The organism is Nocardia sp. NPDC058244, assembly GCF_042882065.1.
Classification (GTDB): Bacteria; Actinomycetota; Actinomycetes; order Mycobacteriales; family Mycobacteriaceae; genus Nocardia.
This window is the reverse complement of the sequence record NZ_JBHVWX010000013.1, coordinates 137,139-151,545: the sequence shown is the minus strand read 5'-3', so window position 1 is coordinate 151,545 and position 14,407 is coordinate 137,139. Positions and strand designations below refer to the sequence as shown.

14 protein-coding genes and 1 pseudogene are annotated in these 14,407 nt (G+C 69.2%); 12 read left to right on the top strand and 3 right to left on the bottom strand.

Translation table 11 applies throughout. The features are described 5' to 3' along the window. Positions 1-151: 151 nt before the first annotated feature. From ACFVW6_RS32420 to ACFVW6_RS32385, 8 genes and pseudogenes are all read left to right on the top strand, one after another. Entirely contained in the window at positions 152-1,189 is a 1,038-nt protein-coding gene (locus ACFVW6_RS32420; RefSeq protein ID WP_378832653.1) for a branched-chain amino acid ABC transporter permease, read from the top strand. After that, positions 1,186-2,601, top strand: a complete 1,416-nt coding sequence (locus tag ACFVW6_RS32415) for a branched-chain amino acid ABC transporter permease (protein WP_378832655.1) — start codon at positions 1,186-1,188, stop codon at positions 2,599-2,601. The genes ACFVW6_RS32420 and ACFVW6_RS32415 overlap by 4 nt, the downstream gene beginning before the upstream one ends. A gap of 41 nt (positions 2,602-2,642) precedes the next feature. Beyond that, a pseudogene (locus tag ACFVW6_RS32410) lies at positions 2,643-3,548 on the top strand (ABC transporter ATP-binding protein); the annotation flags it as partial. A gap of 147 nt (positions 3,549-3,695) precedes the next feature. Further along, positions 3,696-4,391 (top strand): ABC transporter ATP-binding protein, encoded by a 696-nt coding sequence (locus tag ACFVW6_RS32405; protein WP_357350566.1) that lies wholly within the window; start codon positions 3,696-3,698, stop codon positions 4,389-4,391. Between the two features lie 132 nt (positions 4,392-4,523). After that, positions 4,524-7,256 carry a DNA polymerase I gene (polA, locus tag ACFVW6_RS32400; protein WP_355284744.1) on the top strand — a complete coding sequence of 911 codons (2,733 nt, stop codon included), beginning with the start codon at positions 4,524-4,526 and terminating at the stop codon, positions 7,254-7,256. 77 nt (positions 7,257-7,333) lie between these two features. After that, positions 7,334-7,867: a GNAT family N-acetyltransferase gene (locus ACFVW6_RS32395; RefSeq protein WP_378832659.1), complete on the top strand. Its 534-nt coding sequence runs from the start codon at positions 7,334-7,336 to the stop codon at positions 7,865-7,867. A gap of 33 nt (positions 7,868-7,900) precedes the next feature. After that, entirely contained in the window at positions 7,901-8,329 is a 429-nt protein-coding gene (locus tag ACFVW6_RS32390; RefSeq protein ID WP_378832661.1) for an SRPBCC domain-containing protein, read from the top strand. Between the two features lie 60 nt (positions 8,330-8,389). Next, positions 8,390-9,172, top strand: a complete 783-nt coding sequence (locus ACFVW6_RS32385) for an acyl-[acyl-carrier-protein] thioesterase (RefSeq protein WP_378832663.1) — start codon at positions 8,390-8,392, stop codon at positions 9,170-9,172. A 10-nt stretch (positions 9,173-9,182) separates the two neighbouring features. Here the strand turns inward: ACFVW6_RS32385 and ACFVW6_RS32380 are convergent, their stop codons facing one another. Further along, a complete protein-coding gene (locus tag ACFVW6_RS32380) occupies positions 9,183-9,494 on the bottom strand; it encodes a DUF6191 domain-containing protein (RefSeq protein WP_378832666.1) in 312 nt (103 codons plus the stop codon). A gap of 346 nt (positions 9,495-9,840) precedes the next feature. Here ACFVW6_RS32380 and ACFVW6_RS32375 point away from each other — a divergent pair, with 346 nt between their 5' ends. Further along, positions 9,841-10,263 (top strand): 2-keto-3-deoxygluconate kinase, encoded by a 423-nt coding sequence (locus ACFVW6_RS32375; RefSeq protein WP_378832669.1) that lies wholly within the window; start codon positions 9,841-9,843, stop codon positions 10,261-10,263. Between the two features lie 66 nt (positions 10,264-10,329). Here ACFVW6_RS32375 and trxA read toward each other — a convergent pair whose 3' ends face one another. After that, positions 10,330-10,701: a thioredoxin gene (trxA, locus tag ACFVW6_RS32370; RefSeq protein WP_355284728.1), complete on the bottom strand. Its 372-nt coding sequence runs from the start codon at positions 10,699-10,701 to the stop codon at positions 10,330-10,332. Between the two features lie 49 nt (positions 10,702-10,750). Next, on the bottom strand, positions 10,751-11,251 hold the full coding sequence (locus tag ACFVW6_RS32365; RefSeq protein WP_355284726.1) for a 2'-5' RNA ligase family protein: 501 nt from the start codon (positions 11,249-11,251) through the stop codon (positions 10,751-10,753). An 84-nt stretch (positions 11,252-11,335) separates the two neighbouring features. Between ACFVW6_RS32365 and ACFVW6_RS32360 the strand changes: the two genes are divergently transcribed. The 3 genes from ACFVW6_RS32360 (at position 11,336) to ACFVW6_RS32350 (ending at position 14,387) form a co-directional block, all read left to right on the top strand. After that, complete coding sequence (locus tag ACFVW6_RS32360) at positions 11,336-12,415, top strand: isocitrate/isopropylmalate family dehydrogenase (RefSeq protein ID WP_355284723.1); 1,080 nt, start codon at positions 11,336-11,338, stop codon at positions 12,413-12,415. A 114-nt stretch (positions 12,416-12,529) separates the two neighbouring features. Beyond that, positions 12,530-13,447: an ABC transporter substrate-binding protein gene (locus ACFVW6_RS32355; protein ID WP_378832673.1), complete on the top strand. Its 918-nt coding sequence runs from the start codon at positions 12,530-12,532 to the stop codon at positions 13,445-13,447. Between the two features lies 1 nt (position 13,448). Next, positions 13,449-14,387, top strand: coding sequence for an ABC transporter permease subunit (locus ACFVW6_RS32350; RefSeq protein ID WP_378832675.1), 939 nt, complete (start codon positions 13,449-13,451; stop codon positions 14,385-14,387). Positions 14,388-14,407 lie beyond the last annotated feature (20 nt).

Here is a 14,407-nt window from a genome sequence, read left to right as displayed (position 1 = left end):
TTTTCACTCCCCTCCTCAGGCTTTGCGTTTGTGTCTTTGTTTGGTGGGTTTTTTTTTGTTCTCCCCCCCCCCCCCCCCCCCCCCCCCGGGGGGGGGGGGGGGGGGGCCCCCCCCCCCCCCCCCCCACCGCTCGCCTGACGCGAGAGAAATCATGACATCAGTGGCTTCGCTCGGTGTGACCCTGTTGGCCGAGGGGTCCATCGATTTCAACGTCTCCGGGGTGATCGACCAGTTCTGGCGATTGACCGTGGACGGTCTCACCTACGGGTCGATCTACGCGTTGGTCGCGGTCGGCTACACGCTGGTCTACGGCGTGCTGAGACTGATCAACTTCGCCCATTCCGAGATCTTCATGCTCGGCATGTTCGGCACCTATGTGGGACTGGAGCTGCTCGGCTTCGCCCCCAGCGGCAACGCGTACTCCCAGGGCGTCCTGCTCACGGTGGTCTATCTCGGCCTGGCGATGCTGTTCGGCATGCTGGTCTCGGGAATCGCCGCGGTCGGCCTGGAACGAGTCGCCTACCGGCCGCTGCGCAAGCGCGGAGCCAAACCACTGGCATTCCTGATCACCGCGATCGGCATGTCGTTCGTGATCCAGGAGTTCGTCCACTACATCCTGCCCAAGCTCAGGCCCGGCCTCGGCGGCTCCAACGCCCAGACCGGCATCCGGCTGGTGGAGCCGAAGGTGCAGTTCACCTTCCTCGGCGCGCAGGTGACCAATGTGGCGCTGGTGATCATCGCCGCGGCCATCGTGCTCGCGATCACCACCGAGATCGTCATCAACCGCACCAAGTTCGGCCGCGCCATCCGCGCGGTCGCCCAGGACCCCGACACCGCGACCCTGATGGGCGTCTCGCGGGAACGGGTCATCGTGCTCACGTTCCTCATCGGCGGCCTGCTGGCCGGCGCGGCCGCGATGCTGTACACCCTCTACATCCCGACCGGCATCATCTTCTCCGGCGGCTTCATCCTCGGTATCAAGGCGTTCAGCGCCGCGGTGCTCGGTGGTATCGGCAACCTGCGCGGCGCGCTGCTCGGCGGCATGATCCTCGGCGTCGCCGAGCAGTACGGCCAGATCCTGTTCGGCAACGAATGGCGTGACGTGGTCGCCTTCGTCCTGCTGGTGACGGTGCTGATGTTCCGGCCGACCGGCATCCTCGGCGAGAGCCTGGGGAGGGCGCGCGCATGACCGACCTGACGAAAACCCCGGTGGCGACCCAGGATCGGCGCGGCCTCGGCGACTCCATCCGCGACTGGTGGGACGGGCTGTCCCGGCCCGGCCAATGGGCCGTCGGCGTGCCGGTCATCGCCGTGCTGGCGATCCTGCCGCTGTACCCGCCCCCGCTGATCGACACCCCCGGTGTGAGTTTCGGCGGTGTGATGGCGCAGTTCGCCATGTACGCGCTGATCGCCATCGGCCTGAACGTGGTCGTCGGTCAGGCCGGTCTGCTCGACCTCGGCTACGTCGGCTTCTACGCCGTCGGCGCCTACACGGTCGGCCTGCTGACCAGCCCGAACAGTCCGTGGAACCAGACCGACGGCGGCTGGCTCAATCCCAGCTGGGCCTGGCTGGCCTGCCTGCCGATCGCGGTCGCGCTGACCGCGTTCGCCGGTCTCGTGCTCGGCGCGCCGACGCTGCGCTTGCGCGGTGACTACCTGGCGATCGTGACCCTGGGCTTCGGTGAGATCGTCCGCCTGATGGCCGACAACCTCGAGGAACTGACCAACGGCAGCCTCGGCCTGTCCAAGATCGCCTACCCGCAGGTCGGCGAATCCGAGGCCCATCCCGGTGGCTACTTCTCCCCGGGCAACCTCGGCGACCCCGACAGCTCGAATCCGCTCGAGCGCGCCAACAACGGCACCTGGTGGTTCTGGCTCGGCATGGCGCTGGTCGTCGTGGTCCTGCTGGTCATCGGCAACCTCGAGCGCAGCCGGGTCGGCCGCTCCTGGGTCGCGATCCGCGAGGACGAGGACGCCGCCGAGATCATGGGCGTGCCGACCTTCAAGTTCAAGCTGTGGGCGTTCGTGATCGGCGCCTCCGTCGGCGGTCTGTCCGGCGCGATGTACGCCGGACAGGTCACCTACGTGAATCCCAAGCAGTTCGACATCATCCTGTCGATGCTGTTCCTGTGCGCGGTGGTGCTCGGTGGTTCGGGCAACAAGCTCGGCGTGATCGTCGGCGCGTTCCTGATCGCGTACCTGCCGATGCGCTTGCAGTCGGTGCAGCTGGTGTCGAGCGAGTCGACCGGCTATCTGCTGCTCGGCCTCGACGTCGCGCTGCTGGTCGGGCTGTGGCTGCTGTGGCGGTGGCGCCGTGACGCGCTGGGCGTCTGGGTCCGGCGCGGGGTGATCACCGTGACGATCCTCGCGGTGATCTTCGGCCTGCTGCTGCTGGGCAGCGTGCTGCTCTACCGCAAGGGCGGCGCGCAGAATCTCGGTGACCTGAAGTACCTCTACTTCGGCATCGCGCTGGTGGTGATGATGATTCTGCGGCCACAGGGTCTGTTCCCGGTGCGGCAGAAACTGCTCACCTACGGCAGACAGGTGTACCAGGCGGTCGTGCGCAAGCCGGCGGCCGAACCGATCGGAGCAGGGCGATGACCGGGCCGGGCGCGGGAGACGCGCTGTACGACAACGAGGACATGTCGGCCGGGTACAAGCCCCCGCCGGAGATCGAACCGGTGGGCGAGGTCGACGTCACCGCGGTGTTGCCCGCCCTCGGCGACGCGGAGACCGTGGCCGATGTGGTCGCCCCGCACCGCGACATCGAGACCGCGGTGGGGGAACCGCTGCTGCGCACCGACGGGCTGACGGTGAAGTTCGGCGGTCTGACCGCGCTCGACAGCGTCAGCTTCGAGATCCGCCGCGGCGAGATCCTCGGCCTGATCGGCCCCAACGGCGCGGGCAAGACCACCTGCTTCAACGCGATCACCGGCGTCTACAAGCCGGCCGGTGGCAGCGTGCACTTCGACGGGCGGGCGCTGGCCAAGACCAAGCGCAACGAGATCACCCGCTTGGGCATCGCGCGCACGTTCCAGAACGTGCGGCTCTTCGGTGAGATGACGGCGCTGGAGAACGTGGTCGTCGGCACCGACGCCCGGCACAGCACCTCGGTGCCCGGCGCGGTGTTCCGCACGCCGAAGCATCGCCGGGAGGAGCGCGACGCGATCGAGCGCGGCATGGCGCTGCTCGAGTTCGTCGGCATCGCGCCGCGCGCGGTGGAGAAGGCACGCAACCTCTCCTACGGTGACCAGCGCCGGCTCGAGATCGCGCGAGCGCTGGCGACCGAGCCCAAGCTGCTGTGCCTGGACGAGCCCGCCGCCGGATTCAACCCCAGCGAGAAGTCGGCGCTGATGGAGCTGATCCGCAAGATCCGCGACGACGGCTACACCGTCCTGCTGATCGAGCACGACATGCGCCTGGTGATGGGCGTGACCGACCGGATCGTCGTGCTCGAGTTCGGCCGCAAGATCGCCGACGGCCTGCCCGCCGAGGTCCGCGAGGACCCGGCCGTCATCGCCGCCTACCTCGGTGTGCCCGACGCGGACACCATCGAGGAGGTCCGGGGCGAGGCAGGCGCCGCCGCCGCGGCCGCAGTCGCGCCCACCCAGGCCCCGGCCACCGTGGTGGCGGCGGCGCGGGAGGAGCCGGCGGCCGCCCCCGAGCAGCCGGTGCCGCTGCTCGAGGTGCGCGACATGGTCGTGAACTACGGCAGAATCGAAGCGCTGCACGGGATCTCGCTGTCGGTCCAGCAGGGCGAGCTGGTGACGTTGCTCGGTGCCAACGGCGCGGGCAAGACCACCACCATGCGCGCGCTGTCGGGCCTGCTGCCGCTCACCTCGGGCCGGATCCTGTTCGAGGGCACCGACATCACCACGATGAAGGCCCACGACCGGGTGGTCCAGGGCCTGATCCAGGCGCCGGAAGGCCGCGGGGTGTTCCCCGGGATGACGGTGGCCGAGAACCTCGACATGGGCTGCTACGGCAGGCCGTTCGAGCAGAAGGCCGAGTACCAGCAGACGCTGGACTGGATCTTCGAGCTGTTCCCGCGGCTGGCCGAGCGGCGCAAGCAGGTCGGCGGCACCCTCTCCGGCGGTGAGCAGCAGATGCTGGCCATCGGCCGCGCCCTGATGGCCCGGCCGAAGCTGCTGCTGCTCGACGAACCGTCGATGGGTCTGGCGCCCATGGTGATCCAGCAGATCTTCAAGATCATCAGCGAGATCAACCGCCAGGGCACCACGGTCCTGCTCGTCGAGCAGAACGCCCAGCAGGCACTGACCCGCAGCGACCGCGCCTACATCCTGGAGACCGGCGAGGTCACCAAGACCGGCGCGGGGTCGGCCCTGCTCACCGATCCCGCCGTCATGTCGGCCTACCTGGGTCACGACTGAGTTGTCGACCGCGCGAAACCGGCCCCCGTCCCGCTCCACGAGCGTGGCGGGGGCCGGTTTCGTCGGTGCGGTGGGCCCCGACCGGCGCGGCGGGGTTCGGGGGTGTCGGTGGTGGTCCCTACACTCATCCGGGTGAGTTCACCGACGACTGCTCAGGCATCGACAACGACCACCGCCTCCGGGGGTGAGCGGCCGACGCTGCTGCTCCTGGACGGGCACTCGCTGGCCTATCGCGCGTTCTTCGCGCTACCGGCGGAGAACTTCAAGACCGTCACCGGGCAGACCACCAACGCGGTGTACGGCTTCACCTCGATGCTGATCAATCTGCTGCGCGACGAGAAGCCCAGTCACGTGGCCGCGGCATTCGACGTGTCCCGCAAGACCTTCCGCACCGAGGCGTACCCGGAGTACAAGGCCAACCGCAGCGCGACGCCCGACGAGTTCCGTGGTCAGGTCGAACTCACCAAGGACGTGCTCGGCGCGCTCGGCATCCCGGTGATGGCGATCGACGGCTACGAGGCCGACGACGTGATCGCCACGCTCACCACCCAGGCCGTCGCCCAGGGCTACCGGGTCTTCATCGTCACCGGTGACCGCGACGCGATCCAGCTGGTCAACGACGACGTCACGGTGCTGTACCCGCGCAAGGGCGTCTCCGACCTCACCCGCTTCACCCCGGCGGAGGTGGAGGCCAAGTACGGCCTGACCCCGGCCCAGTACCCCGACTACGCGGCACTGCGCGGCGACCCGAGCGACAATCTGCCCGGCATCCCCGGCGTCGGTGAGAAGACCGCGGCCAAGTGGATCCGCGAATACGGCGACCTGGCCACCCTGGTGGACAAGGTCGACCAGGTGAAGGGCAAGGTCGGCGACTCGCTGCGGGCGAACCTGTCGAGCGTGGTGCTCAACCGCCAGCTCACCGAGATGGTGCGCGAGGTGCCGCTGCCCTACACCCCCGACCAGCTGGCCCAGGCGCCGTGGGATCGGGAGAAGATCCACCAGCTCTTCGACGACCTGGAATTCCGGGTGCTGCGCGACCGGCTGTTCGAGACCCTGGGCTCCGCGGAGCCCGAGGCCGAATCGGGCTTCGAGATCAGCGGCGCCGCCCTGGAGCGGGGCGAGGTCGCCGACTGGCTGGCCGAGCACGCGAAAGCCGGTGTCCGCCACGGTCTCTCGATCGTCGGCACGGGCACCCCGGTGCACGGCGACGCCCGCGCGCTGGCCATCGCCGCCGCCGACGGTGAGGGCGGCTACGTCGACCTCACCGCGCTGAGCACCGAGGACGAGGCCGCGCTGGGCGCCTGGCTGGCCGACCCGGCCGTCCCCAAGGCGCTGCACGAGGCCAAGGCCGCCGAGCACGCGCTGCGCGGGCGCGGACTCACCCTGGCCGGGCTCACCAGCGACACCGCCCTGGCGGCCTACCTGGTCCGCCCCGGTCAGCGCAGCTTCAACCTCGACGATCTGTCCCTGCGCTACCTCAAGCGCGAACTGCGCGCCGAGACCGGCGACTCGGGCCAGCTCTCGCTGCTCGACGACGAGGACACCGTCGCCGCCGACATCGCCCGCGAGGAGATGCTGCGCGCCCGCGCGGTCGCCGACCTCGCCGAGGCGCTCGACCAGGAACTGGCCCAGATCGAGTCGACGGCGCTGCTCGAGGAGATGGAACTGCCGCTGCTCGGCGTGCTCGGCACGCTCGAGGAGGCGGGCATCGCCGTCGATGTCGACCAGCTCGAATCGCTGCAGCGCCAGTTCGCCGACCGGGTCACCGAGGCGGCCAACTCCGCCTACGAGGTGATCGGCAAGCAGATCAACCTCGGCTCGCCCAAGCAGCTGCAGGTGGTCCTGTTCGACGAGCTCGATATGCCCAAGACCAAGCGCACCAAGACCGGCTACACCACCGACGCCGACGCGCTGGAGTCGCTGTTCGAGAAGACCGGCCACGCGTTCCTGGAGCATCTGCTGGCCCATCGCGACGCGACCAGGCTCAAGGTCACCGTCGACGGCCTGCTCAAGTCGGTCGCCGACGACGGCCGTGTGCACACCACCTTCAACCAGACCATCGCCGCCACCGGCCGGCTCTCCTCGACCGAGCCGAACCTGCAGAACATCCCGATCCGCACCGACACCGGCCGCCAGATCCGCGACACCTTCGTCGTCGGTCCGGGCTACGCCGAGCTGATGACGGCCGACTACAGCCAGATCGAGATGCGGATCATGGCGCACCTGTCCGGTGACGAGGGCCTGATCGAGGCCTTCAACTCCGGCGAGGACCTGCACACTTTCGTGGCGTCGAAGGCCTTCGACATCCCGCTGTCGGAGGTGAACCCGGAAATGCGCCGCCGGATCAAGGCGATGTCCTACGGTCTGGCCTACGGCCTGAGCTCCTACGGCCTCTCGGCCCAGCTGAAGATCAGCACCGCCGAGGCCAAAGAGCAGATGGACGTGTACTTCGACCGCTTCGGCGGCATCCGCGACTACCTGTCCGAGGTCGTCGACGAGGCCCGCAAGGTCGGCTACACCCAGACCCTGTTCGGCCGCCGCCGCTATCTGCCCGACCTGGATTCCAGCAACCGCCAGCGCCGCGAGGCCGCCGAGCGGATGGCGCTCAACGCGCCGATCCAGGGCACCGCGGCCGACATCATCAAGGTCGCGATGATCAATGTGCAGACCGCGATCCGCGCGGCGGGCCTGCGCTCGCGAATGCTGCTGCAGATCCACGACGAGCTCGTCTTCGAGGTCGCCGAGGGCGAGCGCGAGGCACTGGAAGCCCTTGCCCGCGAACAGATGTCGTCCGCCATCGAGCTCTCGGTGCCGCTCACCGTGTCGGTCGGCACCGGCCGGAGCTGGGACGCGGCCGCCCACTGACCTCGCTCACCCCGGCGCGGCGCCACGGCGGAGTTCTGCGGTGGCGCCGTCGCCGATCCGGTCGGCACAATGGCCGGATGCTGATCCGACCCGGGGGCGTCGCCGACGCGACGGCCGTCGCCGCACTGCACGCTGCCAGCTGGCGGGTCGCCTACGCCGGGATCCTGCCCGCGGCGTATCTCGCGGGGCCGATGCCCGCCGACCTGGCCGCGCGGTGGCGGTCGATCCTGGTCGACGCGCGGACGCCGGGGTTCCTGGTGGCCGAGGAGGACGGCGAGCTGCTGGGGTTCGTCTATCTGCGGCCGATGCCCGACGGGCGGGTGCTCCTGGACAACCTGCACGCCCGGCCGGGACGACTCGGCCGGGGGATCGGTACGGGCCTGATCGAGACCGGTCTGGCTTGGTCGCTGCGTGCGTACCCCGATCGCCCGGTCTACCTGGAGGTGCTGCGCGAGAACAGCGCGGCCATCGCCTTCTACGAGCATCGCGGCTGGCGCCGCACCGACGCCAGGATCGGGCATTTCGACGCCGGGTTCGCGGTGCCGGAGTACGAGTACGCCTGGACGGCGGGTGTCGCCTTCGTCCAAGACTTCGGGGCCGCGCGGTCGTAGCGTGGTGGGTGTCGACCGAAGGAGTTGAGTGTCATGACCGGATTCGTGGCCACCGCCGACACCGAGATCACCGCGTCACCGGACCGGGTCTGGGCCGTGCTGACCGATCCGGCGCAGATCCGCCGGTTCATGTTCGGGGCCGAGGTGTCGACCGACTGGCTGCCGGGGAGCCCGATCACCTGGACGGGCGAGTACGAGGGCACCGCCTACGAGGACAAGGGGGAGATCCTGGCCGTCGAGCCCGGCCGGCTGCTGCGACTCACTCATTACAGCCCGCTCAGCGGCGCTCCCGACCGGCCCGAGAACTACCACACGCTCACCTACGAGCTGTCCGGCAGCGCGACGGGCACCCATCTGACGCTGAGCCAGGACAACAACGCGAGCCCGGCCGAGGCCGAGCACGCCCGCGCGATGTGGGCGGGCCACGTCGACGGAATCAGGCAGGCCGCCGAGGGCGGCTAGTCCCGGCCCGGCCGGAGATGCGTCATCGTTTCGCGCGCCGGGTGTGGCAGCATCGGCGGTATGACCGCCGATGTCATCGCGACTCCTCTGCCCTCCTGCCCGGACCTCGAGCAGGCTTTCGCGGCCTCGTGGCCGGTGCGCCTCGGCGATACCGACGGGCAGGACCGGCTGCGGCTCGACGCGGTGGCCCGCTATCTGCAGGACATCGGCTTCGATCACCTGGACGCGGTCGAGGACGGCGACAGCCACCAGGCGTGGATCGTGCGGCGCACCGTGATCGACGTCTACGAGCCGATCGAGTTCGGCGACCGCGTGCAGCTGCGCCGGTGGGCCGACGCGCTGTCGAATCGCTGGTGCGACATGCGAATTCAGCTGAAGGGCGAACGTGGCGGGCACATCGAGGCAGCCGCCTTCCTGATCCACATCGACCCGGTGGCCGGGCGGCCCGCCCGGATGAGCGACGCGTTCATGGCGCCGATGCTGGCCAGCACCACCGAGCACCGGCTGCGCTGGCGCGCGGCCCTCACCGAGCTCGACGGGCCGGAGGGTGAGGCGGTGCCGTTCCCGCTGCGGGTGACCGATGTGGACCGGCTGGGCCACGTCAACAACGCCGTCTACTGGGAGGCCGTGGAGGAGGCGCTCGCCGCCCACCCCGACCGCCACGAGCTGCCGTACCGGGCGATCGTGGAGCACGTCGGCCCGGTGATGACAGGCGACAAGGTCGTGCTGCGCACCAGCCGGCGCCCCGACGGGCTGCGCCTGCAGGTCGACGTGGACGGTTCCGCGCGGGCGCTCGCCGCGGTCGAGCGGCTGGCCGAGGGACGGAAACCGCTGGGGGACTAGCGGATACGGCTCACTTGCCGCGGGCCACGAGGGTGGCCGACCCGCCGTTGAGATCCACCTGATCCCGCGGCGGCGCACCCTCGGACGGCGTCTCCCGGTGCATCAGCGTGCTCTGCCGCTGCTCGAACTCGTGGTGCTTGGACCCCTGGAACATCGCGGTGAGGTGCTCGAAGCCGGTCGCCGCCACCGCGGGCCCGCTGCGCTTGCGCGTCCACGGCAGAAAACGCGTCCCGGTGAGCCGGTTGACGACCACCTCGAGCAGCGCCAGCAGGATCAGCAGGATCGCCAGCCCGGGGATCGTCATCGCGAAGACCGTACCCATGCGACCACCGTACCCGGCGCCGAGCGCGTGCGCGCTGAGCTGCGGTGATGGTACTCACGAGTAGACACGGCGGGGCCGGAAGTAAGTTGCGGTTTCGCGACGATCGCCCTATCCTCGATCCCGTGCCGAATCCCGCCGACCGCTTCGCCGCGCTGCTTGTCGCTGACCGCGACCGCGCGGTCGCTGCTGCGCAGACCGCGCAGGCAGCCACACGGCAGATTCTTCTCGTAGTAACCCGCCGTAGCGGGGTCTGATTCGGACCGGCCCCCTCGCTGCGGGCTGATTTTCATTGTTCTGCTGGTCCCACCTGCCAACGAAGACGATCTTCGGGAAGACCTCACCTGCAATGACACTGCTGACACTGGACCGTGCCCTGTTCGACGCCGCCCCCAAGGGGCTGCGCGCCGAGACCGACAACCTGACTCCCACCGAGTTCCTCGACCGGTACACCCGGATCGAGGGGCCGATCACCCTGCGCGAATTCACCTGTTCCGGAACGGATTTCACCGCGACGCTGGAGTTCGCCGACCACCTGCGCACCGTCATCGCCGCCGGTAGCCCGGTCGCCGCCATGACCTCGGCACTCTACGAGGAGGGCTACCCCCTCGAGATCCTGCAGTTCCACCAGCGCCGCACCGCCGAGGGCATCGCGACCTTCGTGCTGTGCGAATTCAACGGCAAGCGCGGCTGGGCCGCGGCCATGCGCGCCGATGCCGCCGAGTCGAGCGTCCGCGCCATGATCGCGGGGCTCAACCTGCTCGCCGGCTGAGCCGAAAAGCACGCAAGGGTCCGTTCACCTCACCAAAGGTGAACGGACCCTTCGCGTTTCGGGTGCCTATTCGGCGGGAGTGGCCTGCTCGGCGATCTGCTTACGCACCTCGTCCATGTCCAGGCCCTTGACCTGGGTCACCAGGTCCTCGAGCGCGGCAGGCGGCAGCGCGCCCGGCTGGGCGAACACGAGCACGCCCTCGCGGAAGGCCATGATGGTCGGGATGGACTGGATGTTCGCGGCGGCCGCGAGTCCCTGCTCGGCCTCGGTGTCGACCTTGCCGTACACCACATCGGTGTGCTTGTCGGAGGAGGCCTCGTAGGTCGGCGCGAAGCTGCGGCACGGTCCGCACCAGGAAGCCCAGAAATCGACGAGGACCACGTCGTTTCCGGTGATTACTTCGTCGAAGTTCTGCTGGGTCAGCGTCTGGGTGGCCATGACGTCCCTTCCTTGTCGGTGTCCTCGGCTGTAACGCCGTGGCGTCCCTCTATCTTCCACCGACCACGAGGTGCTCCTGCCGCGCGTCCCCGTCCCAGCGGCGAATGCCCACCACAACGGTGGAAAAATCGTGGTCGGTGGCCACCGCGCCGATCGCGGCGCCGAGCCGCTCCGGCGGCACCCGCCGGGCCAGCGTGACGTGCGGTGTCCAGGCGTCCGGCGCCATCGTCGCGGGGATGCCGGGGCACGGTCGCACCAGGTGGTGGACCCGGCGTTGCAGCGCCAGCAGCTCCTCGGTGACCACGACGGGCCGCACCAGGATCGGCCTGCGGGCGCCGAAGACGAGCAGCCCGCCCAGCCGGATCGGCAGCGGCCGGAACTCGATCCCGGCCAGCGCGTGGTCGATCCGGGGCCAGATCTCGCGCGCCACGGCGACCGTGACGTGCGGCCGGTGGGTCGCGCCGCGCGGGCTGCCGATCCCCGCCTCGGCCAGCACCGCCCACTGTCGCCGGACCTCGGCCTCGCCGTGTTCGTCCAGGAGCAACTCCACCGACTGCACCATGATCTGCAGAAAGTAGTCGCTCCCGCGTGTCCCCGTGGCCGACTCGGTCCCCTCAGGCGCGAGGATGGACGGGTGAACGGTGCGAAGGCGAGCCTGCGGCTCGGTGTGATCGACGGAGACGGAATCGGCCCCGAGGTGGTCGCCGCGACGCGGGCGGTCGTCGACGAGGCGATCGGCGCGGCCGGGCTCGGCCCGGTGGAGTGGGTGCCGCTGCTGATGGGTCACGACGCCATCGCCGCCTACGCCGACCCGCTGCCCGAGCAGACGCTGGTCGCGCTCGAGGACCTCGACGCGTGGATCCTCGGCCCGCACGACAACGCGTCCTATCCCACCGACATGCGGGTGGCGCCGGGCGGCACCATCCGCAAGCGGCTCGGGCTCTACGCCAACATCCGGCCCGCGGCCGCGTTCGCCGGGGTGCGGGCGAGCGCGCCCGACATCGACCTGGTGATCGTGCGCGAGAACAGCGAGGGCTTCTACGCCGATCGCAACATGTTCGCCGGATCGGGGGAGTTCCGGCCGACCCCGGACGTGGCGATGGCGGTCGCGGTGATCACCCGGCAGGCGTGCGAGCGGATCGCGCACCAGGCGCTGCGGCTGGCCCAGGGCAGGCGCAAGCGGGTCACGGTGGTGCACAAGGCGAACGTGCTGCCGATGACGACCGGGCTGTTCCGCGACGTCTGCTACGAGGTGGCCGCGCAGTATCCGGACGTGCGGGTCGACGACGAGCACGTCGACGCGATGGCCGCGCACCTGGTCCGCACGCCGGGGGCCTACGACGTGATCGTCACCGAGAACCTGTTCGGTGACATCCTCTCCGACCTCGCGGGCGAGCTGGCCGGCTCGCTCGGTATGGCCGCGTCGCTGAACTGCTCCGACACCAAGGCGATGGCCCAGGCCGTGCACGGCGCCGCGCCCGGCCTGGCCGGCCGCAATCGCGCCAACCCGGCGGCGCTGCAACTGTCGGCGGCGATGCTGTTGCGGTGGTTGGCCGTTCGCGACGACGACCGCGCACTGCACGACGCGGCGGAGCGGATCAACCGGGCTGTCGCGGCCACGCTGGCGGCCGGAATCGCGACCGCGGATCTGGGTGGGCTGGCTTCCACCAGCGAATTCACCGAGCAGGTCAGAGCGCGCGTGCACCGGAGGTGAAGGGACCCCTTTCACATTGGCTGATTAATCTTCGGTTACTGTCGCACCACGCTGTGTCCGGTTCGCATACATTGCCAAACAGGCGCTGACACGTGGCCGGCGTCGACGTGAAATGTGGAGGCTCCTTTGTCTGTTCGTATTGTTCTCGGCCGCAGCGCCGCGCGGCTGTTGTGTACCGCGGCCGCCGGTGCCCTGGTGCTGGCCGGCTGTGCCAACAACACCGAGGGTGAGACCGCCGAGGTGACCAAGGTGTCGGTGGAGAAGGTCGACGCGCTCGCCGCGGCCGTTCCCGACAAGGTGAAGCAGGCAGGCAAGCTGGTGGTCGGCGTCAACGTGCCCTACCAGCCGAACGAGTACAAGGATGCCAGCGGCAAGATCGTCGGCTTCGACGTCGACCTCCTCGACGCCGTCGCGACCACCCTCGGGCTGAAGGTCGACTACGTCGAATCCTCGTTCGAGAAGATCATTCCCGCGATTCAGGCCGGTACCTACGACGTGGGTATGTCCTCGATCACCGATTCGCGCGAACGCGAACAGCAGGTCGATTTCACGACCTATTTCTCCGCGGGCATCCAGTGGGCCCAGCAAACCGGTAAAGCCATCGATCCGAACAATGCGTGCGGCAAGAAAGTCGCCGTACAGTCCACTACGGTCGAGCACACCGACGAGATTCCCGCCAAGAGCGCCAAGTGTGTCGCCGAGGGTAAGCCGGCCATCGATATGAAGGCCTTCGACGAGCAGAGCGCCGCGACCAACGCGCTGGTACTGGGCCAGGTCGACGCGATGTCGGCCGACTCCCCGGTGACCGCGTACGCGATCAAGCAGAGCGGCGGCAAGATCGAGGCCGCTGGCCCGCTGTTCGATTCCGCGCCCTACGGCTGGGCCGTGCAGAAGGGCTCGCCGCTGGCGGCGTCCCTGCAGAAGGCGCTGCAGCACCTGATCGACAACGGCAAGTACGGCGAGATCACCACCAACTGGGGCGTCCAGGACGGCCAGATCAAGACCTCGGTGATCAACGGCGCTGTGAGCTGACGTGACCGAGCGCAACGACGCGGCGGAGGTGCCCGGACCGGGCACCGAACCCGAACCGATCAAAGCGGTCCCGCTGCGCAGGCCGGGCCGCTGGATCGCGGCGGCAATCATCCTGATCCTGGTGGGATTGTTCGCCTACGGCGCGGCCACGAACCCCGCCTACCGGTGGGACACCTACGCCAAGTACCTGTTCGACAGCCGGATCACCGCGGGCGCGCTGGTGACCCTGGAGCTCACCGTGCTCGCGATGGCGATCGCGGTGGGCCTGGGCACCGTGCTGGCGGTCATGCGGCTGTCGCCGAACCCGGTGCTGCGCACCACCGCGTGGGTCTACCTGTGGATCTTCCGCGGCACCCCGGTCTTCGTGCAGTTGGTGTTCTGGGGCCTGGTGCCCTCGCTGTACAAGCAGATCGACCTCGGCGTGCCGTTCGGTCCGCAGTTCTTCCACCTGGACGTGCAGCATCTGCAGGCGGCGTTCCTGTTCGCGGTGATCGGTCTCGGCCTCAACGAGGCCGCCTACATGGCCGAGATCGTGCGCGCGGGCATCAACTCCGTCGGCGAGGGGCAGCGCGAGGCCTCGGTGGCGCTGGGCATGTCGTGGACGCAGACGATGCGCCGCACGGTGCTGCCCCAGGCGATGCGGGTGATCATCCCGCCCACCGGCAACGAGCTGATCGGCATGCTCAAGACCACCTCGCTGGTCACGGCCATCCCGCTCAGTACCGACCTGTTCGGTCGCGCCCGTGACATCTACGGCGTGAACTTCCAGCCGATCCCGCTGCTGCTCGTCTGTGCCACCTGGTACCTGGCGATCACCAGCATCCTGATGATCGGGCAGTACTACTTGGAGCGCTACTACTCGCGCGGTGCCACCCGGCAGCTGACGGCCAAGCAGCTCGAGGAACTGGCCACGGCGCAGGCGGCGGTGAAGGCGAAATGAGCGAACCAGCAGTGACGACG